At 58.3% G+C, this 24,928-nt stretch carries 26 protein-coding genes and 1 pseudogene; 19 read left to right on the forward strand and 8 right to left on the reverse strand.

Features of this window, described 5'->3' with window-relative positions; translation table 11 throughout:
• Positions 1-254 precede the first annotated feature (254 nt).
• The 7 genes from LZG00_07980 to LZG00_08010 all read left to right on the forward strand — a co-directional run bounded on the left by LZG00_07980 (position 255) and on the right by LZG00_08010 (position 7,468).
• Positions 255-641 carry a hypothetical protein gene (locus LZG00_07980; protein MCF3593936.1) on the forward strand — a complete coding sequence of 129 codons (387 nt, stop codon included), beginning with the start codon at positions 255-257 and terminating at the stop codon, positions 639-641.
• Between the two features lie 99 nt (positions 642-740).
• Entirely contained in the window at positions 741-2,801 is a 2,061-nt protein-coding gene (locus LZG00_07985; GenBank protein MCF3593937.1) for a TonB-dependent receptor, read from the forward strand.
• Positions 2,802-2,864: 63 nt separating this feature from the next.
• On the forward strand, positions 2,865-3,875 hold the full coding sequence (locus tag LZG00_07990) for a MotA/TolQ/ExbB proton channel family protein (GenBank protein ID MCF3593938.1): 1,011 nt from the start codon (positions 2,865-2,867) through the stop codon (positions 3,873-3,875).
• 53 nt (positions 3,876-3,928) lie between these two features.
• Positions 3,929-4,258, forward strand: coding sequence for a biopolymer transporter ExbD (locus LZG00_07995; GenBank protein ID MCF3593939.1), 330 nt, complete (start codon positions 3,929-3,931; stop codon positions 4,256-4,258).
• Between the two features lie 4 nt (positions 4,259-4,262).
• A complete protein-coding gene (locus LZG00_08000; GenBank protein MCF3593940.1) occupies positions 4,263-4,652 on the forward strand; it encodes a biopolymer transporter ExbD in 390 nt (129 codons plus the stop codon).
• Positions 4,649-5,482 carry a TonB family protein gene (locus LZG00_08005; GenBank protein ID MCF3593941.1) on the forward strand — a complete coding sequence of 278 codons (834 nt, stop codon included), beginning with the start codon at positions 4,649-4,651 and terminating at the stop codon, positions 5,480-5,482. Before LZG00_08000 ends, LZG00_08005 begins: the two co-directional genes overlap by 4 nt.
• A 333-nt stretch (positions 5,483-5,815) precedes the next feature.
• The gene (locus tag LZG00_08010) at positions 5,816-7,468 is read left to right on the forward strand and encodes a U32 family peptidase C-terminal domain-containing protein (protein ID MCF3593942.1); all 1,653 of its coding nucleotides are present in this window, start codon (positions 5,816-5,818) and stop codon (positions 7,466-7,468) included.
• A 226-nt stretch (positions 7,469-7,694) separates the two neighbouring features.
• On the opposite strand, the gene LZG00_08015 is transcribed toward LZG00_08010, so the two are convergent.
• From LZG00_08015 to LZG00_08050, 8 genes are all read right to left on the reverse strand, one after another.
• The gene (locus LZG00_08015; protein MCF3593943.1) at positions 7,695-8,498 is read right to left on the reverse strand and encodes a hypothetical protein; all 804 of its coding nucleotides are present in this window, start codon (positions 8,496-8,498) and stop codon (positions 7,695-7,697) included.
• Positions 8,491-10,218 (reverse strand): thiamine pyrophosphate-binding protein, encoded by a 1,728-nt coding sequence (locus LZG00_08020; GenBank protein MCF3593944.1) that lies wholly within the window; start codon positions 10,216-10,218, stop codon positions 8,491-8,493. The genes LZG00_08015 and LZG00_08020 overlap by 8 nt, the downstream gene beginning before the upstream one ends.
• A 7-nt stretch (positions 10,219-10,225) precedes the next feature.
• Positions 10,226-11,527, reverse strand: a complete 1,302-nt coding sequence (locus LZG00_08025; GenBank protein ID MCF3593945.1) for a TRAP transporter large permease — start codon at positions 11,525-11,527, stop codon at positions 10,226-10,228.
• The gene (locus tag LZG00_08030) at positions 11,524-12,039 is read right to left on the reverse strand and encodes a TRAP transporter small permease (GenBank protein MCF3593946.1); all 516 of its coding nucleotides are present in this window, start codon (positions 12,037-12,039) and stop codon (positions 11,524-11,526) included. The genes LZG00_08025 and LZG00_08030 overlap by 4 nt, the downstream gene beginning before the upstream one ends.
• A gap of 68 nt (positions 12,040-12,107) precedes the next feature.
• The gene (locus tag LZG00_08035; GenBank protein MCF3593947.1) at positions 12,108-13,130 is read right to left on the reverse strand and encodes a DctP family TRAP transporter solute-binding subunit; all 1,023 of its coding nucleotides are present in this window, start codon (positions 13,128-13,130) and stop codon (positions 12,108-12,110) included.
• Between the two features lie 45 nt (positions 13,131-13,175).
• The gene (locus LZG00_08040; protein ID MCF3593948.1) at positions 13,176-14,162 is read right to left on the reverse strand and encodes an alpha-ketoacid dehydrogenase subunit beta; all 987 of its coding nucleotides are present in this window, start codon (positions 14,160-14,162) and stop codon (positions 13,176-13,178) included.
• Positions 14,162-15,157: a thiamine pyrophosphate-dependent dehydrogenase E1 component subunit alpha gene (locus tag LZG00_08045; protein MCF3593949.1), complete on the reverse strand. Its 996-nt coding sequence runs from the start codon at positions 15,155-15,157 to the stop codon at positions 14,162-14,164. The genes LZG00_08040 and LZG00_08045 overlap by 1 nt, the downstream gene beginning before the upstream one ends.
• Positions 15,157-15,927 carry an IclR family transcriptional regulator gene (locus LZG00_08050; GenBank protein ID MCF3593950.1) on the reverse strand — a complete coding sequence of 257 codons (771 nt, stop codon included), beginning with the start codon at positions 15,925-15,927 and terminating at the stop codon, positions 15,157-15,159. Before LZG00_08050 ends, LZG00_08045 begins: the two co-directional genes overlap by 1 nt.
• 909 nt (positions 15,928-16,836) lie before the next feature.
• On the opposite strand from LZG00_08050, the gene LZG00_08055 reads away from it, so the two are divergent.
• From LZG00_08055 to LZG00_08110, 12 genes and pseudogenes are all read left to right on the forward strand, one after another.
• The gene (locus LZG00_08055; GenBank protein MCF3593951.1) at positions 16,837-17,403 is read left to right on the forward strand and encodes a hypothetical protein; all 567 of its coding nucleotides are present in this window, start codon (positions 16,837-16,839) and stop codon (positions 17,401-17,403) included.
• Between the two features lie 81 nt (positions 17,404-17,484).
• On the forward strand, positions 17,485-17,841 hold the full coding sequence (locus tag LZG00_08060) for a hypothetical protein (GenBank protein MCF3593952.1): 357 nt from the start codon (positions 17,485-17,487) through the stop codon (positions 17,839-17,841).
• 39 nt (positions 17,842-17,880) lie between these two features.
• Positions 17,881-18,846 (forward strand): annotated as a pseudogene (locus tag LZG00_08065) (S8 family serine peptidase).
• On the forward strand, positions 18,824-19,351 hold the full coding sequence (locus tag LZG00_08070) for a hypothetical protein (GenBank protein MCF3593953.1): 528 nt from the start codon (positions 18,824-18,826) through the stop codon (positions 19,349-19,351). Before LZG00_08065 ends, LZG00_08070 begins: the two are co-directional and overlap by 23 nt.
• A 440-nt stretch (positions 19,352-19,791) precedes the next feature.
• On the forward strand, positions 19,792-20,556 hold the full coding sequence (locus LZG00_08075; protein ID MCF3593954.1) for a hypothetical protein: 765 nt from the start codon (positions 19,792-19,794) through the stop codon (positions 20,554-20,556).
• Between the two features lie 143 nt (positions 20,557-20,699).
• Positions 20,700-20,864 (forward strand): hypothetical protein, encoded by a 165-nt coding sequence (locus LZG00_08080; GenBank protein MCF3593955.1) that lies wholly within the window; start codon positions 20,700-20,702, stop codon positions 20,862-20,864.
• 45 nt (positions 20,865-20,909) lie between these two features.
• On the forward strand, positions 20,910-21,458 hold the full coding sequence (locus LZG00_08085) for an amidohydrolase (protein MCF3593956.1): 549 nt from the start codon (positions 20,910-20,912) through the stop codon (positions 21,456-21,458).
• A 22-nt stretch (positions 21,459-21,480) separates the two neighbouring features.
• Positions 21,481-22,395 (forward strand): hypothetical protein, encoded by a 915-nt coding sequence (locus tag LZG00_08090; GenBank protein ID MCF3593957.1) that lies wholly within the window; start codon positions 21,481-21,483, stop codon positions 22,393-22,395.
• Positions 22,396-22,437: 42 nt separating this feature from the next.
• Complete coding sequence (locus LZG00_08095) at positions 22,438-22,695, forward strand: PPC domain-containing protein (protein MCF3593958.1); 258 nt, start codon at positions 22,438-22,440, stop codon at positions 22,693-22,695.
• Positions 22,696-22,706: 11 nt separating this feature from the next.
• Positions 22,707-23,351: a hypothetical protein gene (locus LZG00_08100; protein MCF3593959.1), complete on the forward strand. Its 645-nt coding sequence runs from the start codon at positions 22,707-22,709 to the stop codon at positions 23,349-23,351.
• Between the two features lie 174 nt (positions 23,352-23,525).
• Positions 23,526-24,356, forward strand: a complete 831-nt coding sequence (locus tag LZG00_08105; GenBank protein ID MCF3593960.1) for a hypothetical protein — start codon at positions 23,526-23,528, stop codon at positions 24,354-24,356.
• The gene (locus LZG00_08110) at positions 24,278-24,901 is read left to right on the forward strand and encodes a serine protease (GenBank protein ID MCF3593961.1); all 624 of its coding nucleotides are present in this window, start codon (positions 24,278-24,280) and stop codon (positions 24,899-24,901) included. The genes LZG00_08105 and LZG00_08110 overlap by 79 nt, the downstream gene beginning before the upstream one ends.
• Positions 24,902-24,928 lie beyond the last annotated feature (27 nt).

Here is a 24,928-nt window from a genome sequence, read left to right on the forward strand (position 1 = left end):
GCAGCCACGCGCAACGCTGTAAGGTGCGGTTTTCATGGGACATCCGATCTGTTGAGTATGGTTGTTCGATAAATCCCGTTTGGTGCGGGGTTCTTGGTCTCGCCGTATCAATGATTTGGAGAGCCGTGCCTCTGTCGCTAAATTTGCATGGGATTGGGACCTACACTCGGCGGGGCGTGGGCCTATGACGACATAAGCGACTGCGCTGGATGGTCCTATTGAGTGCAGTGCAGAATCGGTGCAGACACCCGAGCATGATGCGAGAAAATAGGATAAAACGCTGGCTGCGCAGGGGTTTGCCCCTCGTCCTGTCGTTCCTTCTTGCCATTGAGATGGGCGTTGCCTTCATGCCGCATGCAGTAAGTGCGGCGGAGGGAGATGCGCTTCAGATTTGTACCGATGACGGGGTGCAAACAGTTGTCATTGATCCTGTAACGGGCAAGCCTATCTCATCGAAGCCCATACCAGAGCGGCACTGCCCGCTTTGTGTCGTCGGCGCAGCGTTGATTGTTGATGAGCCTTCTATCGTGCTCGTCAATTTTCGTTTTGAACGCGTGCGTGTCGCGTTTGTGAAAATAATTCCGCGTTTGGATGACCCGGTTCGAACCGGCCCAATCCGCGCCCCTCCACAAACAGTCTGAGACACATAAAACTGCCGCTTCGGCGGCCAATTCGCGGCCGCGTTCCAAGAGGGATGCGAGAACCGCCTGTGCAATCTCTACTGTTTCTTGAGGGACCAAATGACCTATAAACACACGCTGCGCCTTTGCGTCAGCAGCTTTGCTATTGCAGCATTCTCAACTTTCGCAACGGCGCAAACGGCCGATACTGACGAAGCAATCGAACTCCTGCCGATAGAGGTGACGGATCTACCGCTGCTTCATCCTATGGCCTTGCCGAATCAGAGCGTGGTTGATCCGGCGGCCGTAAACGGTGCGCCTGCTGCTGATCTGGGTGATCTGTTGCGCAGGACACCCGGCATCACCGCCGGGCGTATGGGCGGGCACGCGCTTGAGGTGTCGATCCGTGGTCAGTCACAAAACCAGATTGCGGTGATCGATGCCGGTTCAGTAACCTATGGCGGTTGCCCCAGCCGAATGGACCCGCCGTCGAGCATGGCCGCTGATTACCGGGCTGACCGGATCGTGGTGCAGCGTGGCTATGCCTCGGTTGCCAATGGGCCGGGGGCAACGGGTGGTGCCGTGATCCTCGAACGCGACGCGCCCGAGCTTGACGATGCCAAGCGCTGGAGCGGGCAGGTTTCGCTTGGTGGCACCAGCAATTCAAGAACGATCGAGGCCACGGGGCGCTTAACCTACAACCTCGGCAACGGCTTTTATGTTCAGGGAGGTGTCTCTGCCGGGAAGGCCGATGACTATGAGAACGGGAATGGCGTCTCGGTGCGCAGTGGATACGAGCAGAAGGGCGGCGGCCTGACTTTTGGCTATGCTGGCAACGGCGTAGAGCTGGCCTTTGATTACGAGCGCGAGAAGATTGAGGATGCGAAATTTGCGGGCGCAGGTATGGACGGTATCCTCGTCGACAATACCATCTATCGGCTGCGCGGTGGCGTCGATCTTGATGCTGGTGCGTTGACGCGGATCGAGGGCAATCTCTTCCTCAGTGAAGTTGACCATATCATGGACAATTACTCCCTGCGCGGCGGTGGCCCGATGGGGATGCTTGCTCCAACAACCTCTGACACTTACGGCGGCAAGATCGAGGCACGGTTCGAGTTTGCCAACACACGCGCCAAGGTGGGGATTGATCACCAATCCAACAACCGCATGGCCGAGGGATATATGGGGCCGATCGCCTTGATCGAAGCCCGTAACCCTGCGCGACAAACCGCCATTAGCTGGCCTGATGTGACCATTGCGCAAACCGGTCTCTATGTCGAAACCGAAACCGATCTGAGCGAAAAGACCATGCTTAAGTTTGGCCTGCGCTATGACCACGTACGCGCCAAGGCCGGTTTGGTCGGGGTTGCGCCCGGAGCGGGCGGCATGTCAGCCAACGGGCATTACACGGCGCAATACGCCACCACGTTCAATAGCCCGCGGACCGAGGATAACTTCAGCGGTCTTGTGCGTCTCGAGCATGAGATCAATCCCGGTAGTACCGTTTTTGTGGGGCTCTCACGTGCCGTGCGTACAGCCGATGCAAATGAACGGGCGATGGCGCGGATGAACTGGGTCGGTAACCCTGATATCAGCCCGGAAAAGCACCATCAGCTTGATATTGGTTACACAGTGGAGCGCAGCAACTGGAACTTTGCCGGGTCGGCCTATATCGACCGTGTGGATGACTACATCCTGCGTGATGCCTTCAGCGTGCCGGGCGTGACCACCTATCGCAATGTGAGTGCGCAACTGGCTGGCTTGGAACTTGCGGGCGCGTGGGAACAGGACGGCCTGCTGTTAGAAGGTGACATGGCCTATACCCGTGGCAAGAACCTGACTGATGGGCGTAATCTGGCGCAGATTTCGCCGCTTAATGGGTCAATTTCACTCAGCTATGGTCGCGATGAATGGCGTGCTGGCGGTCGGTTGAACTGGGCTGCGACCCAAAATAACATCGACCCCGCGCGCGATCCGGGAAAAACCAAGGGTTGGGCGACGCTTGATGTTTTCGGCAGCTATGCATTGAACGACAGCGCCGTTTTGCGTGTTGGCGTCGATAACGTCACAAACAAAACCTATGCCAACCACCTGAGCCGTTCGGATGTGTTCAATCCGGCGCTGTTTCAGGTCGATGAACCCGGTCGGACTTTCTATGTGAAACTGGAAGCCCGGTTCTGAGTTCATATGCGCGGCCCGCGCGGGCCGCGCGTTTATCCTTTGCGATTTAGAGGCTCCCGCCCCATGCCCGACAAACTTAATTTCAGCCTGCGCTGCATAATTGTGGCCAGTGCGTTGCTATTGGTCCTCGCGCTTCCGCTTGGCGCACAGCAAGAAAACGAACACCACATGCACGATGGTGTGACGCCAATGACCACGGCGCCCGAGGCCATGGCAGTGCCGTCCACCAGCGAGAGCGCATCGCCGGTGATGGATCATTCCCATATGGGCCATGACCCACAACCTCGTGCGCAAAGCGTGCTGCAAACTCCGCCTCTCTCTTCGGTGTCAGTGACCCGGTTGCCCAGCAGCACCGGCGTGGTTGCCGTGTCCGAGACCGGGCCAGAAAATGGAACCGAGATCGAGACCGTGAGTGAGACGGCCACACAAAATCCGGCACGAAAGGTTTTGCTCTATCTTGAACAGGGTGGTCCGGCAATTTGGGCCATTACGACGCTTTCAGTATTGGCGTTGGCTGTCATTCTTTGGAAAATTTGGCGTTTTCTGCTGATCGGGGCGTGGGCGCGCGGGCGTGCGCGCGGTGCCGTCGAACAGTGGGTACGGGGCGAGCATGACAGCGCCCGCGCGCGCGTGGCGCGTTCGCGCACTCTTCGCTCGCGCGTTTTGCGCGCCGCCTTTGCTGCCCGCACCGACCTTACCGAAGAGCGGGCCCGCGAAGAGACTGCCCGCGTGGCGCGCAATGCCTTGGGCGATGCAACAGGCGGACTGCGTGCGCTTGAACTGATTGCGACCATTGCGCCGCTTCTGGGTCTTCTCGGCACGGTGTTGGGCATGATCGCTGCTTTCCAGACATTGCAGCAAAGTGGCAACCGCGCCGATCCCGCGATGCTTGCCGGGGGCATCTGGGAGGCACTTCTGACCACTGCCGCCGGGATGGCCGTGGCCATTCCTGCGTCCGCGGCGCTGACGTGGTTTGAGGCCGTGATCGAGCGTATGCGCCGCGATGTCGAGGATGCGGCCACGCGTATCTTCATTGCGCCCGCACCAATACAGATCCAAGCGAGGCCCCGTTGAAGAGCGATTTCACCCTGCCGCAACGCCGCCGACGACGGCCCAGCTTGACCCCGATGATTGATGTGGTTTTTCTACTGCTGGTTTTCTTCATGCTGGCCTCGCGATTTGGAATGGGGGACGTGATGCCGCTGCCGCTGGCCAGCGGTGGGCCGAACCTTTCGCGCGATCTTCCGCGTCTGGTTGATGTCTTGCCGGTGGGTTATCGGCTTAACGGCATTCCTTGCGAGGGCGAAACCCTTGTTGAATGGCTGTCTGAGCAAGGCGCACAGGCGTCTCTAACCGTGGTCCTGCGCGCTGATCCGCAATCGGATGTGCAGCGGTTGGTCGATGCGGCAACGCTTTTGCGTGGTGCTGGTTTTGCCTCGCTTGCGGTCACGGAATAGCGCGATGGACATCACCCTCCCCAAGACGAAACCCCGCGCAGAGGCAATCTTGCCAATGATCAACGTCGTCTTCTTGCTGTTGATCTTCTTCCTGATGAGCGCCCAGTTGAGCGCGCCAGAACCGGTTGAAATCGCTCCACCTCACTCTGAGGCGGGTGATCCATCAGAAGCGGCAATCAAAGCGTTTCTGGATCGTGAGGGGGTACTCTATTTCAACGCACTCAAGGGCGAGGCGGCGCATCAGGCGCTTGCCGACGCACTGGCCAGCGCCAAAGAGAAACGGGTTGAACTCAGGGCCGATGCCCTTGCCCCGGCCATCATGCTGACCCGCACGGTGGCGCGTGCAACGGCGGCGGGTGCGGCGCAGGTCGATATTGCTGTGGAGATGCCATGAAGCGCGCGCTGGAATTTGCAGGCTTTACCGCGTTGGCAATCGGGGCGCATTTGGCGGTTTTCCTCTATAGCCCGCTGACAGAAGGCGAGGCCATGGCCAGCGGCGCGGGTGGCCAGGAGGAAGTGACCCTTTATGCGGTTGCCGGGGATCTGAACGCTATTGTCGAAGACTGGATGGCGCCACCCGAGGTCGAAACCGCGCTCGACGAGATAGTAGCACCGCCAGAACAGGAACCAACACTTCGAGATCGCCTGCGTGAGGTGCAAGCCGAGTTCTCTCGCCCCATTCAACCGCCAATTCCTACTCTTGCTGTGCCTAGTAAACCTGCCCTGCCGAGCATCGACAATCAGAGTTTTGAACGCCCCAAGCCCGCGCCGAAACCAAAAGCCGCACCAAAGCCCAAACCCACGACCCCTGTAAAACCGCAGGTAAGGAAGAAACCGGCAAGCCCCGCATCACGTCAGGGGCAACGCGCTGCTGGATCGGGGGGAGGGCAGAAGGCCGGGCAAAGTGGCAATTCGCGCGCGCCATCTCTGAGCAAGGGCGCAGAGAAGCGTCTTGTTGCGAAATGGGGCAGCAAGGTGCGCGCCCGTATCCTGCGCAAGAAAAGCTTCCCGCGTGGTGCAAGCGGAAGTGGTACGGTACGTTTGCGGATCATTGTTGCACAATCCGGGCAGCTTGTTGGTGTATCGGTGGTGCGCTCGTCAGGATCGGCGGCTTTTGACAAAGCCGCATTACGGGCCGTGCGCGCTGCTGGTCGTTTCCCTGGCGCTCCGAAAGGTCTGAGCAAGGCGCGCTATACCTTTACCCTGAACATGCAGTTTGGTTGATGAAGTCGGCCATTTTGTAGGTTTTGAACAGGGTATCCGCTTACCCAAATCCGAGTTGGTTGGATTTATCAGGTTGTCTCAGACTCCGATTCAAAATGATCTGAGGTTCTTTCATTCTCGTGCGATGCGTCATGCGCAGGAGATGTGCGATGAGAAGTTATGCTTGCGCTGTCACGCCGCAGTGTCGAGGGTCTGCTGCGTGAACAAAGAATGCTTCGTGAAATGTCGCGCTCAGGTCTTTGCACCCCCGTGTCAATCTGCAGCGATTGTGGGCGTTCACATCCCGCTGCATTTGCCCTAAACACCTCTCTTGTTCCAACATTCCGGCCTCTCATGACACAACACCGATCCGAACTGCTGATGCCTGCGGGAAATCTGCGCAAGCTGAAAATGGCGATCCTTTATGGCGCTGATGCTGTCTATCTCGGTACTCCCGACATGTCGCTGCGCACCAAGTCCGAGTTCTCGCTGGAGGAGATAATCGAAGGGGTCGCGTTCTGTCATGCGCATGGACGGCGCGCCTATCTGACGCTGAACCTGTTCTCGCACAACAAGGACATCCCCAAGCTGGATGAATACATCGAGACCGTGCGCCGGGTGAAACCGGACGGGCTGATCATCGCCGATCCCGGCGTCTTTCAATACGTGCGGGAACGCGCACCGGAAATCCCGCTGCATATCTCGACACAGTCCAACATCTGCTCCTGGCTGTCGGTCAAGTTCTGGCAGGAACAGGGGGCTGATCTGTGTGTGTTGGCGCGCGAAGTCTCCTTCGCAGAACTGACTGAGATTCGTGAGAAATGCCCGGATATCAAGCTTGAGGCCTTTGTGCACGGTGCCATGTGCATGACCTATTCGGGCCGCTGCCTGCTCTCTAATTTCATGGCCGAACGGGGGGCCAACCAAGGCAACTGCGCCAATTCCTGTCGCTGGAATTACAAGATGAAGATGCGCCTGAAAGATGGCTCAGTCGCAGAGTTGGATATTAATGACGCCAATAAGGACATGTTCGAGTTTCTGCTGGAAGAAGGCTGCCGCCCCGGCGAGCTGATGCCGATCGAGGAAGACGCCCGCGGCTCCTATATCCTCAATTCACGCGACTTAAGCATTATGCCCAAGCTGAACGACTACTTGTCGATCGGCGTCGACAGTCTGAAGGTCGAAGGGCGCGGCAAGTCGGAATACTATTGCGCCATCGTGGCGCGCGCCTATCGCATGGCAATCGACGACTATTACGCCGATCCCGAAGGCTGGAACCCGAAACCCTACATGCGCGAGCTGGAAGCGGTGGGCAATCGCGGCTACACGCTGGCCTTCCACGAGGGTCGGCTGACCAATTACGCGCATGATTACGAACATACCGCTTCGTTGGCGCAATGGGAATATGCCGGAGTGGTGACCGAAGTGACAGACGATGCCTTTCTGGTGCAGGTGAAGAACAAACTGGAGGCCGGCGAGGTGCTGGAATTTGTCTCTCCCATCGCGCGCGAGACCGTATTGCTGCGGATGTATGACTTTGAGAATGCCAAGGACGGGAAGCGGCTGAAAGTGGTCCAGGGCAGCACCCAGACCGTGATCCGCATTCCGTTCTTGCTGTTTGACCATGAAAACCTGAACGACCTGCGCGCCCGCTTTCCCGCCTATAGCGTGCTGCGCAAGGAGCGCGCCCTTAGTGAAGAGCAATGGAACCGCATCCGTTTTGACAAGCTGACGCAAGTTTTGGAAGTCTCGGGCCGTTCCGAGCCCGCGGCCTATGCCCGCCGCCGTGATGCGCTGGCGGAAAGCATCGCGCAGGACAGCAATGAAAAGCGTTTCAAGACCAACCGTGTCGGCACCGAGGGGTGTTGCGGCAAAGGCTGCAACGGCTGCATGATCTTCTGGCATGATGATCAATACGCCCACGGCCGCGAAGTACTCTTGCGGCGAAAACAGGGCGAACAGCTGAGCCGCGCCGAAGCCAGGACTCTTAAGATCCCCAGCGCCTGAAACTGCGCCTTGAGCAGGAAGGTCTACCCGATACGACTTGGGGTCTCGGCAAGCTGCCTTTCAAAGTCGCGCGCCAAAACGACTGGCAAAATACTGGCATACAATACCCCTTTGCTTTATTGCGGCTTTGGCGGTTTTTAATCTGCAAAAAGGACGGTGTCCGTATCCATGCAGAGACTGGTTCGAAATTGCCTGACAGTATCTGGATTGGGGCCGAGCGTGGCTATCAGGCTGGTGTTGTCAGGATATCCCGGACCAGGTCATGCGTTGGTATGCCGATTTGAGCGCCGAGGCGTTCGGCGGTGGGGTTGACTGCGGAAACAATACCGTCCTGCCACGTCGAACGTGCATCCCCGATACGCGCCGAGTTTGCGGCGACCGTCGCGGCGGCTATTCCCCTTGCTTCGAGTGCAGGCAGCCGCGTGGTGCCGATGCCGCCGCCGGCGTCATTGAAGATGGCAAGCAAGGCGTCTGCTTTTAGCGCATTCGCCGGATCTTCGCCAAAGAGCGCCCCGTGAGAGCCGGTAATGATCACCAGACCTTTATCGTTTGGCTGCACAAGACTTGCGGAATCGACCAGTATCAGCTGACGCGTCGCATCCGGCAGCGTCAGAACCTCACGCCCTTCCTTGATCACAGGGCAGGGGCCGTGTGGCATATCAGCGGTGAGGAGCAGATTGGCGGCTTGCGCGCAGGACATTCCGGGCGAGAGGCCCAGCAGTTGCGCGGCTGCGTTGGCGTGAGATATCTGTCCCTTCGCGAGCATCTGTGTGGCGTTGCCGATCTCAGCGCTGGCATGATCGACTGTTGCCGCCGCCATGCCTTGCGGGTCAAGCCACGCTAACCCACCAATACCTGCGTCATCCAGCCCAACGCCCGCATCGTTGAAGATGGCGGCGCGACATCCGGCGCGACGTGCGAGAAATGCAGCGTAAACGCCCCCATGCGAGCCTGTAACAACGACGCGCCCAGCGGAGGTCTCGTCAAGTTTCGTGACGCTGTCGGCCAGTATCGGTGGCAGGTCAGGCAATCCGATCGCCTTTCTTGACCTTTACCGCGCGGCTGTCGGCGGCGGGCAGCATTTTGCCCGGATCGCGGGTTACCACCACATCCAATACGGTGGGCCGCCCGGTTTCTGCCAGCGCCTGCTTTAACGCACCCGCCAGCGCATCTGGGGTTTGTACGCGCAGGCCAAGGCAGCCCATAGCGTCCGCGATTTTTGCGTAATCGGTTTCTGCCAAATCGCTGGATTGGTAGGCATCTGCCCCGTACATCAGATGTTGCAGCGCTTTTACATAGCCGGAGGCGGCATTGTTGACGACGATGATTGTCGGTGACAGCCCCATGCGGCGGGCGGTTTCGATCTCGCCTAACACCATGTTGAACCCGCCATCTCCGGTCAGCGCCAGCACCGGACGGTCGGGGGCTGCCATGCAGGCACCGATCGCTCCCGGCAGGCCATAGCCGATTGAGGCAAAGCCGCGATCTGGCACAAACCCGCGCCCTGCCATCTTGCTGTCATAGAGCAACCCGCCCCAATGCGCGGCGAATCCACCGTCTGCTATCAGGATTGCGTTGTCGGGCAGGTGTTGGTTCAATTCCCCCATCAGGCGGCCCATGGATACGGGTATTTCCTCGCTTTCCAGGCGTTCGCGGGCCATGTCGCGCCAGGCGTCCATTTTGGTGACGACATTGGCGCACCAGTCTTTGCGCGCGTTGGGTGCTTGGTGTTCTTTCAGTGCCGTGTTCAGATCACGCAACCCCTCGCGGGCATCGCCCCAGAGCGGCAGGGTGGGGGTATAGGTGCGCCCCATTTCCTCGGCCACGCAATCGAGATGGATCACCGTCTTGCCGGGGGCGGGGACGGTATAGCGTTTGGTGGCAATTTCGCCCAGTTTGCAGCCGACCACGAGCAAGCAATCGCTGGCGTCGATCAGATCGTTGGCAATGCGATCGTAGCGCCCGAACAGCCCCGCCGATAGCGGGCTGGTGCAGGCAATCGCGCCCTTGCCGCTCATTGTGTGGGCGACGGGGATCTGCGCCGTTTCGGCCAGTTTTGTCAGTTCGTCGGAGGCTTGAGAGATATGCACGCCGCCCCCCGCGAGGATCAGCGGGCGCTTGGCAGTGGCGAGCAATTCGGCGGCTTTGGCCAAGCTTTCTGCGTCGGGGCGACAGCGCAGGGCAGGAGCGGATTGATAGCGCGGATCACATTCGAAATCACCATCATTGAACCCGTGGGTGCCGTGGCAGACATCTTCGGGCACGATCAGCACGACAGGACCGGGGCGGCCAGAGGTTGCGACCTGAAAGGCGCGCGCCAGAAGTTCCGGAATGCGATGGACCGCTTCGACACGGATCACTTCCTTGGCGGCGGGGCGCAGGATTTCGGCCTGATGGGTTTCCTGCGTCATGTTCTTCCAGGAATGGTCCCGGTGGGTATCGCCGACGATTGCGACGATGGGTGAGCCAGCGTTCAGCGCCTCGACCAGCCCGGTCACCAGGTTCGTGGCTCCCGGCCCCAGCGTCGCATCGACCAGTCCTACGCGACCAGACACTTTGGCATAGGCATCGGCGGCAAAGGTGCCGCAGCGCTCGTCGTTGATCAGGTGATGGTTCAGTCCAAGACGGCGCGCGGCATCATAGAACGGCAAGAGTTGAAACCCGCCCATGCCAAAGATTGGTCCGGCGTCATGGGCCAGAAGGGTTCGGGCCAGAGCTTCGCCGCCGGTCATTTCATTGGTGTCGGTCATGGGTGCCTCATGTGATGCGGTAGCCCAGCAGCCGTGGCAGCCAGAGGGCGATTTCGGGAAAGATGATGATAAGGGCCAACGCCACCGCCATTGCAAAGAGCAGCCAGCCGACCCAGCGGAATGTTGATTCCAGTGGTATATTGGCAATTTTGGCCGTCACCATCAGATTGACGGCGACGGGTGGGGTGAATTGGCCCATGGCGATATTGATCGCCATGACCACGCCGAACCAGACATAGGACCAGCCAAATGCGTCGACGATCGGGATCAGCAGCGGCAAGGTGATCAGATAGATCGACACGCCGTCCAGCACCATACCGGCCAATAGCATGACGATCATTACCAGCAGCAGAATGACCCATTGGTTATCGCTGAATCCAAGGATCAACTCGGCGGTGGCGGAAAACGCGCCCATTGTCGATCCGGCCCAGGCGAAAAGCCCCGCCAGCGAGAGAATGATCATCAGCACGCCGGAGATACGAGCACTTTCGGCCAGCACGTTGTAGACATCGCGCCAACCCATCGTGCGATAGAGAACGGTGCCGACGAACAGCCCGTAGAACACTGCGACGACTGCGGTTTCGGTCGGGGTAAACAGGCCCGAACGCAAACCGCCAAGAATGATCACCGGCGCCATTAGGCCGGGTGCGGCGCGGCGCAGGCTGGGCCAGAACGGCGGGCGTTCGGGTTGTTCGTCGGCACCAAAATCATATTTGCGCGACAGGAGCATCGTCGGCACCGCAATGGCGACACCCAGAAGAAGCCCCGGAATCATGCCCGCCGCAAACAGTGCGCGCAGGTCCATGCCTGGAATGATCACCGAATAGACGATCATCGCGATGGACGGCGGGATAAGGATCGCGGTGGAGGCACTTGCCGCGATGATAGAGGCGGTGAACGGTTTGGGGTATCCGGCCTTGACCATTGACGGCAACATGACAGTTGCGACGGCGGCAGCATCGGCCGGGCCGGAACCGGACATACCGCCCATTATCATGCAGACAAGGATTGCCACCAGTGCCAGACCGCCCCGGCGCGGCCCGATCAGCGCCTGCGCGAATTCAACAAGCCGTGCCGCCACGCCCGAGCGTTCGAACACTGCCCCGGTCAGGATGAACAGCGGGATCGCGATCAGTGGATATTTGGCGACGGCGGCATAGGTATTCGGCCCAATCATGCCCAGCGACACCAGATCCAAGCCGAGCCAGACCCCCACTGCGGCGGCCAACCCCAGTGCCACGGCAATCGGTGTCCCCAACAGCATCAGCACCACGAAGACCGTCAGCAGCATCACATTGGCAAGGATCATAGGAGGCGACCTTGACGAAGATGCGCCCAGCCGCGCCCCAGCACGCGGCCGAGGATGGCGAGGCACAGGATGGGCAGCCAGATGGTATAGATCCACGAGGGATTGCCCAGACCGGGCGTCGTTTCCTCCCAATACCACTCAGCATAGGTGACACGCGCGCCATAATAGACGATCAGCGAGAACATTGTGGTGGTGGCCAACAGGCTGATGATGCCGCAGGCTTGGCCGAGCGGACGCGGTAAACGCTGAACGAAAAAGGTAATGCGGATGTGTTCGTTGGTCGCAAATGCGGCGGATGCGCCTATGAAAGTCATGAACACCAACAGAAAAACGGAATATTCCTCGGTAAAGGCGAAGGAGACGTTGGTGGCATAGCGCGCTACAACATTGGCGAAAGAAATCAAACAGATCAACGCCATCGCCGCCGCGCCCAATGCTTCCTCGATGCGGATGGGAACGACCGTGTGATCGTTGCCTGTATCGGCGTTGTGCTCTGGTTCGGGCGTAGCCATGAGCTGTCCTCAAGTTTGGTGGCCGGAAGTTTGGAGGCCGGGCCCATGACAGGCCCGGCAGATCGCCATCACCGGTTGGCGATGGATTCTTCGGCCATATTGACCAGATCAGCACCGATCTTTTCTTTCCAGGCATCATAGACCGGGCGGGTCACATCGACGAACGCCTGACGCTCTTCTTCGGTCAGCGAGATCACTTCGACGCCGTGGCCCTTGATCTCGTCAATCAGCGCAGTGTCGCCATCGGTCAGCCCCTTGCGCGCCACGTCGATCCCATGTGCGCCCGCATCAATTGCGGCCTGACGCAGAATCTCCTGATCTTCGGGTGTGAAGCTGTCCCATACCTGCTGGTTTACCGCAAAGATCAGCGGGTCGGCGACGTAATGCCAGAGGGTTACGTTGCTCTGACCCAATTCATGCATGTTCAGCACCGAGTAGATGGTCAACGGGTTTTCCTGCCCGTCAACGGCACCGGTGGTAAGGGCCGGTTGTGCATCTGCCCAGCTCATCTGAGTAGGGTTGGCCCCCATCGCGCTGAACATATCGCTGAAGATTGGCGAGCCGACGACACGCAATTTCAGACCCGCCATATCCTCGGGCTTGCGGATCGGGTGTTTGGAGTTGGTCACTTCGCGGAAGCCGTTTTCAGCCCATGCTAGCGGTACGGCACCTTTGGCCTGCACGATCTCGAAAATCTTTTCGCCCACCGGCCCCTGTGTCAGTGCGTCCAAAGCCGCGTAATCTGGCATCAGGAACGGCAAAGAAAACAGGTTTAGTTCGGTGATTTGCGGTGACCAGTTGATGGTCGATCCGACCGCCATGTCGATCACGCCCTGACGCATCGCGGTAAATTCGCGGGTCTGATCGCCCTGCACAAGCTGCACACCGGGATAGACCTTGAGTTTGATGCGGCCATCGGTTCGTTCTGCGGTCAGTTCGGCCCACTTTTCTGCGGCGATGCCCCAGGGAAAAGGCGCAGGCACGACGGTCGAGACGCGGTATTCGTCTTTGTAATCCTGAGCAATAGCGGCGCCTACGCCCAGACAGGCAACGGCTGCCCCGGTAGCGATAATGGTTTTGAAAATTTGCATTGATACTTCCTCCCTTGGTATGTCGTAGCGGCTATTGCCGCCGGTTCAGGCAGCGGTGCGCGGGGTGACAAGGCCCTGCACAGCATCGATAATAGCGGTATCGCTGACCCGTGCGCAGTCTTCCAGCGCGGGTGCATAAGCGATGGGGATGCGGGGCGCGCCCAGCCGACGGACCGGCGCCTTGAGGTCATGGTGCAGCGCCTCGGCTACACTGGCCGCGATCTCGGCGCCAAAGCCAGCGACGCTGACCGCTTCGTGGACCACCAAAAGCCGACCGGTGCGGCGGACCGAGGCAAACACCGCATCGCGGTCCCACGGCCAGAGCGTGCGCAGGTCGATAACCTCAACCTCGATGCCGGTTTGCGCCAGTGTATCGGCGGCACGCAGACAGGCGTGGCGCATTGCTGACCATGTGACGATTGTGACCGTATCGCCCGGGCGGGCGATGTCGGCCTTGCCCAGCTCCACCAGATGGTCACCCTCGGGCAAATCGCCTTCCAATGCCCAGAGGTTCTTGTGCTCCATATAGACCACGGGGTCGTCGCAGCGGATTGCGGATTTCAACAGTCCGAGGTTGTCGGCGGGGGTCGAAGGTGCAACCACTACCAGTCCCGGAATATGGGCATACCATGCTTCAAGCGATTGCGAGTGTTGCGCGGCTGATGAGCGCCAGATGCCGATGGGTTCGCGAACCACCATTGGCACACGCATCTGCCCTCCGAACATGTAGCGCGCCTTGGCCGCCTGATTGACCAATTCATCAACAGCACATAGTGCGAAGTCGGAAAACCGCATTTCAACAACGGGGCGCGTGCCGGTCATTGCGGCACCGACGGCGGCGCCCATGATGCACGCCTCGGAAATGGGGGTGTCGCAAATTCGCGCGGTGCCGAACATCTCCTGCAGGCCACTATACTGGCCGAATACTCCGCCCCGGCCCAGATCTTCGCCCAATGCCCAGACCGCATCGTCGCGCTTCATTTCCTCGATCACGGCGCGGCGGCCTGCGTTCAGATAAGTGTCGGGTGCCATCAGAATGCCCTTTCGCTCGGATCGCCAATGTCCTGAACATCCGCATAGGCCAGCGCGGCGTCGGGCCAGTCGGTCGCTTGTGCTTGAGCGGCGATGTCGTTCATTTCGCGTGCGGCCTCGGCGTGCAGTTTTGCCAGGTCGTCATCTGAAACGTCTGCCAGCCGTAGCGTCGATTCCAGCCGCGCGATGGGGCAGGTGGCGCGCGCTGCCTCAACTTCTTCGGCAGGCCGATAAGAGGCGGGATCGACGGCAGTATGACCGGTGATGCGGTAGGTTTTCGCATGCAGCAGCATTGGTCCCTTGCCCGCACGAATGTCGCTGATTGCTGCGCGCGCTGCGGCATCAAGTTCGAGCAAATCGTTTCCATCGACCTCGATTGCGGGGATGCCGATACTCTCGGCTCGCGCGCCTGCACCCGCTCCGCCGATCATTTCGGCAGTGCGCGTAGTGGCGGAAAATCCGTTATCCTCGCAGACGAACAGCACCGGCAGATCGAAGACGCGGGCCCAGTTCAGCCCTTCCAGAAACGGGCCGCGGTTGATCGCCCCGTCTCCAAAAATGCAGGCAACGATTTGTTGCGTGCCTTGCAGTTTCAGCCCATGTGCCGCCCCTGTCGCGATCGGGATGTTGGCCCCGACGACGCCGTTCGCGCCCAGCATCCCGACACCGAAATCGGCGATGTGCATTGATCCGCCCTTGCCGCCGCAGGTGCCCCCGGCGCGCCCGAAAAGTTCGCGCATCATGGCCAGAGGGTCTGCGCCCTTGGCCAATGTATGACCATGGCCGCGGTGGGTCGAGAGCATCAGATCGGCCTTTTGCAAATTGGCACAGATGCCGGCCGCCACGGCCTCCTGCCCGATGGAGGGATGGATCGCGCCGAGCACCAGACCATCCTTCTGCGCGCCGATCGCCGCCTCTTCAAAGGCGCGGATGCGATGCATCAAACGCAGCAGTCCCAGAAACCTATCGCGATCGATGTTGGTCATGTTTGTCATTACACTCTTTCTCCATCACGGGCGGGGGCGGTTGCCGCGAAGGTTCGGTTTCGTTCATCCAAGAGGCCGCGCAGTATCTTCGCCTCCTGCGTAAGCAGATCCGCGATCCACTGCCGCCGCTCGGGTGTCATGCGTTCTTGAATGGCGGCGACAGACAGAGCGGCCGCGACGCGTCCGCCCGCGTCAAGCACCGGCACGCCGACGGCGTTCATTGCGGTGACGATTCGCCCGTCGTTGTAGGCATGTCCGCTTTTTCGGGTCGCAGAGATCATCGCGTGCAGGTCGGCATCGCCGAACCTTTCAAAGGCGCGACGTTCGGCGCTGTTGGCGCCCAGAATCGAGGCGATTTCTGCATCGTCCTCGAACGCCAGCAGCGCGAGCGATCCGGCGCCCACGCCAAGCGGGCGTTTGTCACCAACCGACAGCGTCAGCGTGCGGATCGGATAGGATCCGGTGCGCCGATCGACGCAATGTGCCATGGTGCCGTCGCGTACCGACAGAAACACGGTGTCGCCGGTTTCTGCAGCTATCCGATCCAATCCGGGCCGCGCCAGTTCGATAATATGAAAACGCCGCGCAGATTGCCCTAGCAGAAACAGGTCGTAGCCCAGTCGGTAAAGTTTGGCTTTATGGTCGAATTCGACGTAACCCACCTCGATCAGTGCTTTGAGCAGGCGCAGCACAGTGGATTTTCCCAGGCCCGTTGCATCGGCCACACGGGCAAGGCGCGTGCCTTCGCTGGCGCCATCAGCCAACGCGCGCAGCATCATCGACGTTCGTCCGATAGTCTGCACCGATACTGTCTTTTGTTGTTCCATACACCCTGACACGCCTTGCATAATCGAAACGTTCCACTCAACGAAACCAAATGCAATAGAAAATGGCACGAACTGGAATGGTTTACTGGAAGTACCGTGCGCGATTTATCATTTCAGGAATGTCCGAAGGAACAGGTCAGAAGAAATCGCCTTGAGGCGGGCAGGCGTGTTGGTGCGCATTTGACGTAATTTTGTTTCGCGCTCTTACTGCGCAGCGTCGATGGTCTTCTGCAGGTGTGCGAGATCAATATCTGCCACGAAACGGTTTGATTTTGGTAAGGACGATTCGGTCTAAGCTTCGCCGCCGCTCACGCCGTGGTCCGCAGCTTGTTCAACCTGGAGCGTTCGCTAAATCGAGGGTCGAATTTCAGCTGGAGGGAGAATTCCAAGCTCACCCGTGCTGCTGCTCGTGTCGGGCGATGTCAGCTTGGTACGGCCTGGGATCAGTGTTGTTGTCCTGGTCGAGGCTGGTTGGCATTCCATGACATCATCGGTTGGAAGAATATAAGAAAGATATCGCCTATGGATTGTACGACCCACCGGTTCGCCTCGGCGCTACCCCTCTGTCGTGACTCACCGAAAGCATGCCACGAATTGCGCCGGTGGGCTCTTTGTTGAGCCGAGTTTAAATGGCACTGATAATATGGTAGTATGGCGGCGTTTCACTTGCTGACGGGATTTCAGAAACCAGGTAAAGTCATATATATACAGTATATTACATGGTTTTGGTAGACCATGTTTAGAAGGTCATACCGCTGCTCTCGATTGATCGGATGAGGTGTTGCGGTGTCGTATGCAAACCGGTGTGCGGTAAATTCCGGTTCGTGTTCTGCATCGGTGATCAGTTCGAAGAACGTGATCGTGACAGCGGCACACTGCTGCTACAACCGCTCTGGGGGCAGTTGGATTGGCGGGTTTCAATTTGCGCCAGCTTATGACAGCGGCAATGCGCCATACGGTTTGTTCAACTGGTCAAGCGCGACGGTCCTGAGCCGTTGGATCAGCGTTGGCGACCGTAAGTCGGATGTCTGCGTGATCAAGCTTCGCGACAACGCCAGTAACCACCCGGTGACATTCTATACCGGGTGGCTTGGGCGGTCGTGGAATCATGGCACGACGCAGTCGCTGGACGCACTTGGCTATCCCGGCAATATCCGTGGCGGCAACAAAATGGAGTTGTGCACGACCGAGAGCTTCAACCCGTCCTTGGGCTGTGGCGGTGCGTCTGTGCTGAACATGGGCTGCTCGATGACCTATGGCGCGAGCGGTGGCCCGTGGCTGCGCGGCTGGCGCGGTGGCAATTGGGTCAACACCGTGGTCAGTCGCTATGACAGCACCAGCTGTACCGGAAGTTCCGGCAAGACGTTCAACGGCCCGCGTTTCACGTCTGACAATATCGTCGCACTCTGCAACTCGATTGGTTGTTGAGCGGGCCAAGAAGGGGGGCGCCGATTTGGCGGCTCTGCTCATTAATCTGAATACACTTTTCTTAAGAAAAGGGGAAGTTCGATGAGACTTCGTATTGTAGTCTCCATTTCCGCTGTCGTTTTGTCCCTGGCTGGTATGGCTCACGCTCAGGAAGCGACATTTCAATCTCAAACTGAGGCCGAAATCGTTCCCGGCCAGTTCATCGTCAAGACAACGCCCGGTACGGATGTCGCGCAGTTCGTCATACAGAGTCTTTCGGATGACGTGCGCATGATCGATGTGCTGCCGGAAGTCGGCATGTTGGTGATCGAAGCGGAGGGCGCCGATTTCGCTGAGCTGACAATGCAGACACTGAACATGCCTGTTATCGCCTATATCGAGCCAGTCTATGTCGTGCGGATCGATGCAACACCCAATGATCCGTCTTATGGCCAATAATGGGGATTCCCCAAGATCAATGCTCCGGTGGTCTGGGATATGCACACGGATTCAGCCAATCTGGTGGTGGCGGTGATCAATACGGGTGTGGACTATCGTCACCCGGATCTGGCCGCGAACATGTGGACCAATCCGGGTGAGATCCCCGCCAATGGCATTGACGATGACGGCAATGGCGCGACCGACGATGTGTGCGGCGCCAATTTCGTTGATGCAGCGGTCACTGGTAATCCGATGGATGACAATCGCCACGGCACACATGTCGCGGGCACAATCGGCGCTGTTACCAACAATGCTCTCGGTGTGTCCGGTGTAAACTGGACGACCCAGATCATGGCGCTGAAGTCTCTCTCCGGGTCGGGTGGCGGCACCACGGCTGGCGCCATCCGGGCGATTGATTACGGCATTAAGATGGATGTCGACATCATGAACAACAGCTGGGGTGGCGGCGGGTTCAGCCGCGCTCTGGAAGATGCGATCCGTGCGGCCGATGCAGAAGGTATACTCTTCGTGGCCGCGGCGGGGAACAGCAATTCGGACAATGATGCCAACCCGCATTACCCGTCGACCTAAGATGTTCCCAACGTGTTGGCCGTGATGGCAACCGACCAGAACGATGCCAGGGCGGGGTTCTCGAGTTTCGGGGCAACCAGCGTCGATATGGGCGCGCCGGGGGTCGATATCCTGTCGACAATTCCTGGTGCTCAGTATGATTCCTTTAACGGCACCTCGATGGCGACTCCCCATGTCGCGGGGGCTGCGGCACTGGTCTGGGCGCAGAGCCCGGCGTTGAGCTACATTGAATTGAAAGAGTGGTTGATGAACACGGCCGAGGTCATTGCGGGCCTGTCCGGCACCAGCCTGACTGGAGCGCGGCTTGATCTTGGTAATGCAATGAAAGGGGGGGCGATGAGCCACCGCCCGAAAAGCCCGAGGTCTGCAAATCCAAGGCCCACACCCAAATCGCCTATGACGAGTTCATGTGGCCAGATCAACTTCAGGTGAAGGAGAACAGCAATATTCTGAGCGTGAGCTTCAAAAAAGCGTTGATTTACGACGCGTTCTTAAAACCGTATCAAATGCGCAGAAGTTGGCTCCAATCATCATGACCCACATGTGCACTTTCGCAATTGCACTCGTACTTGCCACCACCGGGGTGGCGGCTTTTGTAGGCTCAGCCAGGCCCAACATTACCGATTCAGAAGCCAGGGAAGCCCAGATGGAAAAGGTAACCGGGCAAATTCTCATACGCTTTGAAGTTGACGTAAGCGAAACCGAGGCGTCCGGGATTATCGCGCGCATCGGCGCGCGGGAGATCGACCGGATGATGGATGGCAAGATCTATCTTGTCGGATTTCCTTATCCTTCAAGCCAGAGCGATATTATCGATGCGTTCTTGGCGACAGAGGGCATCGTCTATGTCGAACCCAACCATAGCGTGCGCATTCCCGAGCAGCCACGGGAAAGCGGGGCCGACGACGGGCAGAGCAATCTTATCCCGTTGCCATAGGTAGACTGATCTTTGGGTTGCGGATCGCCCAGCGTTCTTGCCGCATTTCCGGGCATGCGGGACAATTGATTGCACGACCATTTGCTTGCGCCATACCCCGTTATGGGTGGCGTGTCGGACTGCCGGGCGGTATCCGATGTTTACGGAGCCTGAGACGCTGCTATCTAATCCTGTGACGGATTTAAGTGGATACGCCGCGCAGCTCATCAATGTTGTAGGCGTTTGAGGCAAACGCGTAAGTGATGGTTAACTCGATACACAATACCGGGCTTAATAAGATCAGGGTTGGGTAGGGAGTTCCGCACTCAATTTATGCGGGAAACCGTGTCAACCTGGAGTAACGGGAAGTCTTTGCGTTTCCTGCAAGCCAATCCCGAGTGTTCTTAAACCAATTCATATCTCAGCGACTTTAAGTATCTTAATTTTGACTGGAAGGACAAATGGCTAACCGGCGCTTCGTAATAGGTGGATTAGGCGGCTTGATGCTTTCCAGCAGTCTGGACGGTTGCGGTTTCCTCAAGGAGTGGTGGCAGCCAGACCTAGCAAATGCGACGATTGATGTTCACGCGCATTTCTTCAACGGTCGCGACGCCCCTGCGGTTGGTTTTTTGCAACAGACATTCTTACGTGACCCGCATGGCCCGGTTGATCCAGACATGAGCAGCACCGCTTTTCTTAAGCTGCTAAAGACCATTCTGCTGTCCAACACGCCGACGACGAAGCAGGAACTTGCCGACGTGACGAGCGGTACGCCGGTCACACCGCCGTATGTGATCGAGCAGCGTGACCAAGAGAATGTGGCCTCTGCCTTGTCCGAATATGCCGCCGGGGCCGTGCCAGATTTTTCCGGATTGCGTGTGACCCGCACCGACGAAAGCAGGATCCTCGACCGGATTGCGCAGGAAGTGGGTTTGAATTCGGTGCGCACCGGCCTTCAGACTCCGCGCCAGCAGGTAAGCACGTTGGTCGCCGAGATCTATGCCAAGGGCGCGCCGAGCGCATTAGGTACTGGTACGCAAAAGAAATATCGTCATCTCTCGCCCTTTTTTGCAATCGATCCGCTGGGCCGGGCTGTTGACCCGTGCACGCCTCGACATTTTGGCAGTACTGCAACGACTATATGGTGGCAATACGCAGGTGCGGGTGTTTTGGCCCTAGTTTGTCGATTTTACCTATTGGTTCAAAACTATCGAAACCGATGTTGAAACGGTGGCGGATCAGATTGAGGTCGTGTCAGCTATCGCGAAGCGGTTTCAAAGCGCGCTGGTGTTGCCTTTTGTTCCGTTCTGCCCCTTGCGCGCAGCCTTGGAAAGGGAGACGCACCGCGGACTGGGATTCTTTACGCCATGTGAAATATGCCATTCTTGAACGCGGCTTTGCCGGGGTCAAAATTTACCCGCCCATGGGGTTCAAACCTATCGCCAACAGCGTCGATGTGTCGAAATGGGCTAAGCGTGCGTCGAAAGGCGGCGGCGGCGCGCTCGACCGCGAGCTTGAGCACCTTTATGCATAGTGTGTCGAGAACGACGCCCCGATCAAGGCCCATGGCACGAATTCGATGGGCGCGGGTAAGATTACCGGGCTGTTTGCTGCACCTGAAGGCTGGCGGCAGGTATTGTTGTGCCCTGAATTCAACAAGCTGCGGGTGAACCTTGCCCATTTTGGCCGGTTCAAGGAAACAGCGCCGAACGCTGCGATGGCCACAAAAACCGATTGGGAAGACACTATTGCCGGGATGCTTAGCGATTTCACCAGTCTCTATTTTGATCTTGGATTTTGTCTGGTGGCGACCGACCCGGACAACGAGGACCATGAATTAATGATGGAACGAATGGGGGATTTGATTGCCCGGTTTCCACTGATCAAAGAGCGTATGATGTATGGCTCAGATTGGTCGATGACCGGCCGGATACCCGGGCATCAGACCTATTCGGCCCGAGTTGTCGGCGCGCTCGGGGAACTGGGCTTTTCCGGAAGCCATTTGAAGGCCGTCATGGGCGGCAATGCCGCCAGATTTCTTGGTCTGTCGGATGAAGGTGACCAACACGCGCGACTCGCGGTGTTCTATGAGGGGCACCCGATTTTTGAGGAGCTGTTTTTATCCTGACGGCTTGAACGGAGGATTGTACATGAGACAATTCTTACTTACCGCAATTATCGCAGAGCCGATGTTTTCCTATGGTATTGCACAGGAACTCGACCCCGAAGAGGGCAATAATGCGCTTGGCAAACTCGCCGAAGAAGCGCGCGAAATTTCTAGCAGCATGAGTTTCGAGGAATTCCGCGACAACACGCATTATGTCGTACAGACCGGAAAATACTATTTCAACGGTGACACCTCGATCCGCAATGAAAAACTGCTGCGTGAATTCTGGCTGCGAAATGTGGCCAGTGCACCGCCCGTTCAAGAGGGTGAAATACCAGAATTCGCCATTATCACTGTCAGAGGGCTGGACCAAGTCTGGTCGCTGAGCCAGCGCCGCGCGCTGACCTATTGCGTCAGTTCCAGATTTGCCAGCCGCCACGGTGCAGTTGTCGCCGATATGCAGGCGGCAACTGCATCCTGGGAGGCCGCTGCTGATCTGAAATTCCATTACATCCAATGCGAGGATCAGAATTGCGACGCTGCGAACACGCGGGTGCTGTTTAATGTGCGCCTGGTGAATGCCGCCGGTCTGTTTCTGGCCGCAGCGTTCTTTCGCCATGATCCGCGGGCCAAGCGCAGCCTGGTGATCGACCACTCGTCATTTAATCTCGATCCCAATCAAGCCCTCACGTTGCGCGGCATCCTGCGACATGAGCTTGGCCATGTTCTGGGCGGACGGCACGAACACACACGGCCAGAGGCAGGCGCGTGCTTTGAGGATCAGAACTGGCGCGGGGTCACAAACTATGATGCATTTTCAGTGATGCACTACCCGCAAAGCAATGAGCTCGGGGATTGGACGCTGCGGCTTACCAAATCTGACAAGAACGGCATCGCTTGCATTTGCGGGGCGGCTGCCGGGTTCGGGATAGATCCGACGATCTGCAAGCCTTCCTAAGGTCTGAACGCGGCAAAGCGCGAGGAGCTTGGGCCGTTCGAATTGACCGGCGATCAGATCGTTTCGATCGGCAGTTTCGAAGTGGTACCGGGAACCAGCTTTAGCGCCGAGATGACCGGCACGGGCGATCCGGATCTCTATGTGCGCTTCGACAATCCAGTCACACTCGCCGGGTTCGATTGTCGACCCTACACTGAAGGCGCGGATGAAACATGCGCTTTCGAGGTGCCTGCGGGCAAATCGCTAGCCAACGGCATGGTGCATGGCTTTGGCGTCGGCACGGCCAATGTGACCATCTAGAGGACTGCGCCATGAATGACCTTCAAATTAGCCGAGGGATGATGAAATCGATTGTCTTGGCAACAATCTTTGCGCTGGGTGCAACTGGCATCGCGGCCCAGTCGACAGTCCCTGAACTTGTGCTCGAATGGCGCTCGACAAGCGAAAATGCAGTTGAACTTTCGACGGAGCTGGAAACGCTTTATCTAACGCTCTTCAACTCAGGCAATCTAACGTTGCGCGAGATAAAAATGAGCGAAAGTCCTTTTGTCGAGCGCGTCCTGCGCGACGAGAAGCTGTTTTTCGGCGCCCATTTTCCGCAAAGCATTGATGCAATGATGTGCAATCTCAATCCGGATCTCTGTCAGCGCAATCGCACGGTCGCATCTGAGCGGCAGTTGCGCAGCCTGACCAGTCATGTCGGTGGCTACGCCATTAGCCAGGGCCGGTGGCGCACCAGCCTGGGCGATACGATCGTGGTGCCAGACTACAGTTTTCGCGCAATCACCACGTTGAGCCGTCAGCAAGTGCCGGGCGGTTTGCAGATCTCGGATTTTGCGGTCAGCCCGGACATGGATTGTTCGGCCTTCAAGGGCTCCCGCGAAGATGTCATCGCGCGCTTCAATCTGCCGGTCATCAAGGCGCCCGATGGTCTAAGGAGCGTGACTCTGCCATAGCTGCAACTGCAGGCGGCGGCCACACTCCGCGCCGATCCGCGTTCGAAACTGGTCCGAAGTCTGTCTGGCTCGCTGGTAACATTCGACCGGACCTAGGTTTTTGTCGATCCCGCGGCGGTCTTTTCGCCGACTTGGCAAAGACAGTTTGCCAGCAGTTCCCTCAATGATCTTGCTTTGGAAACCCTGCAGCCTTACCTGCGCACAACTGGTAGCGTGCAGGAATATGGGTTCGGCAATGAGCCGCTGGTGACCAACCAGATCGGCCTTTTCAAACTGATCCACTATCCATTCGCCAATCTCGAACCGTTGTCGGCGCAGTATCACCATCCGGTGGATGTGATAGTGATCGACAGCGCGGTGACGAAATGGCACTGTGATCTTCCGCCTCTGATGCTGAGCGATGGCAACGTGCTCGGCCCGTCCGAGGAGGCGGAGGAGGCGGAGGAGGCGGATGGCGCCACCCACGCAGAGGTTACGCTTGCTTCTGTCACGGGCATGTCTTCGGCGCTGGTATATTGCAGCGAGATTGATCCGCTGGCGCTGAGCCAATCGGAGCACGGCGCTGCCGTCGCGGGCGTGATCGCCTCGCCTCAGAACGGCAAGGGCATGGTGGGCATCAATCCCTATGCGCGACTACACATGATCTCTTTTGACATGACCCTTTCGCGTGCCGCGAAGCTCTACGTGTTTTCGGAATTGGAAACCGAGTTTGAGATCCCTCTCGCCGATATTCCAGAGACCGGCTATTGGACGGGGCTGAGTCCAAACGGGCAAGCCACGATAGCGCTCTATAGCGCCGATTTGCTGGCCGAGGACACGACTGTGATCATCTCGAACCTGTCGGTCCAGCAGGATGAGGTGCTGCTCTATTCAGTGCATGGTGAAAACCAGCTTTGGCCGATCGCCTGCCCCGGTGGCCAGCGGAGGTGCAGGCGCTTGCCGGTCCGGTTGCGTTTCTGTCGTTCTTCGATGCCGGCCTGCCACGAACCTGTACCGGGTTTCTGATCGAGCCCGATCTGTTGCTGCCCAACGAGCATTGTATCCGGTCGCTTGAAACCTGCAGCACAATGGCAGCCGTTTTCGGGTATCAGCGCAACGCTGCAGGCGGGCTGGCGATGGGGCCACAGCTCAGATGCAAAGGATATGAGCCCCATCAATCGAGTCTTGATCTCGACGTGACGGCAGTGCGCCTGTCGGCCCCTCCGGGCGAGGCATTCGGCGTCATCAACGTGCCCGAAGAGCTAGTCGATCCCGTCGGATCGCTGATTACTATGCAACATCCCGGAGACCTTCCCAAACAGGTTTCGATTTCGGAGTGTGCAATGATCGAAAGCCCGGTGTCGGGGCGTGTGCCGGACAGTGACTTCACCCATACTTGTGACACTGCAAACGGGTCATCCGGTGCACCCATTCTCAACACAGAGGGTCAACTGGTGAGCATTCACCATTTTGGTTTCAATGAGGCGTCAGACAGTGCATGGCGCGAAAACCGCGGCGTACTGGCGACACTGATCATCGGCTGGATGGAAGAAATTTCCGGACTGCAATAGCAGTAAAACAACCCAGAAAGAAATGTT

The sequence above is a fragment of the Rhodobacteraceae bacterium LMO-JJ12 genome (assembly GCA_021555075.1).
Classification (GTDB): Bacteria; Pseudomonadota; Alphaproteobacteria; order Rhodobacterales; family Rhodobacteraceae; genus JAKGBX01.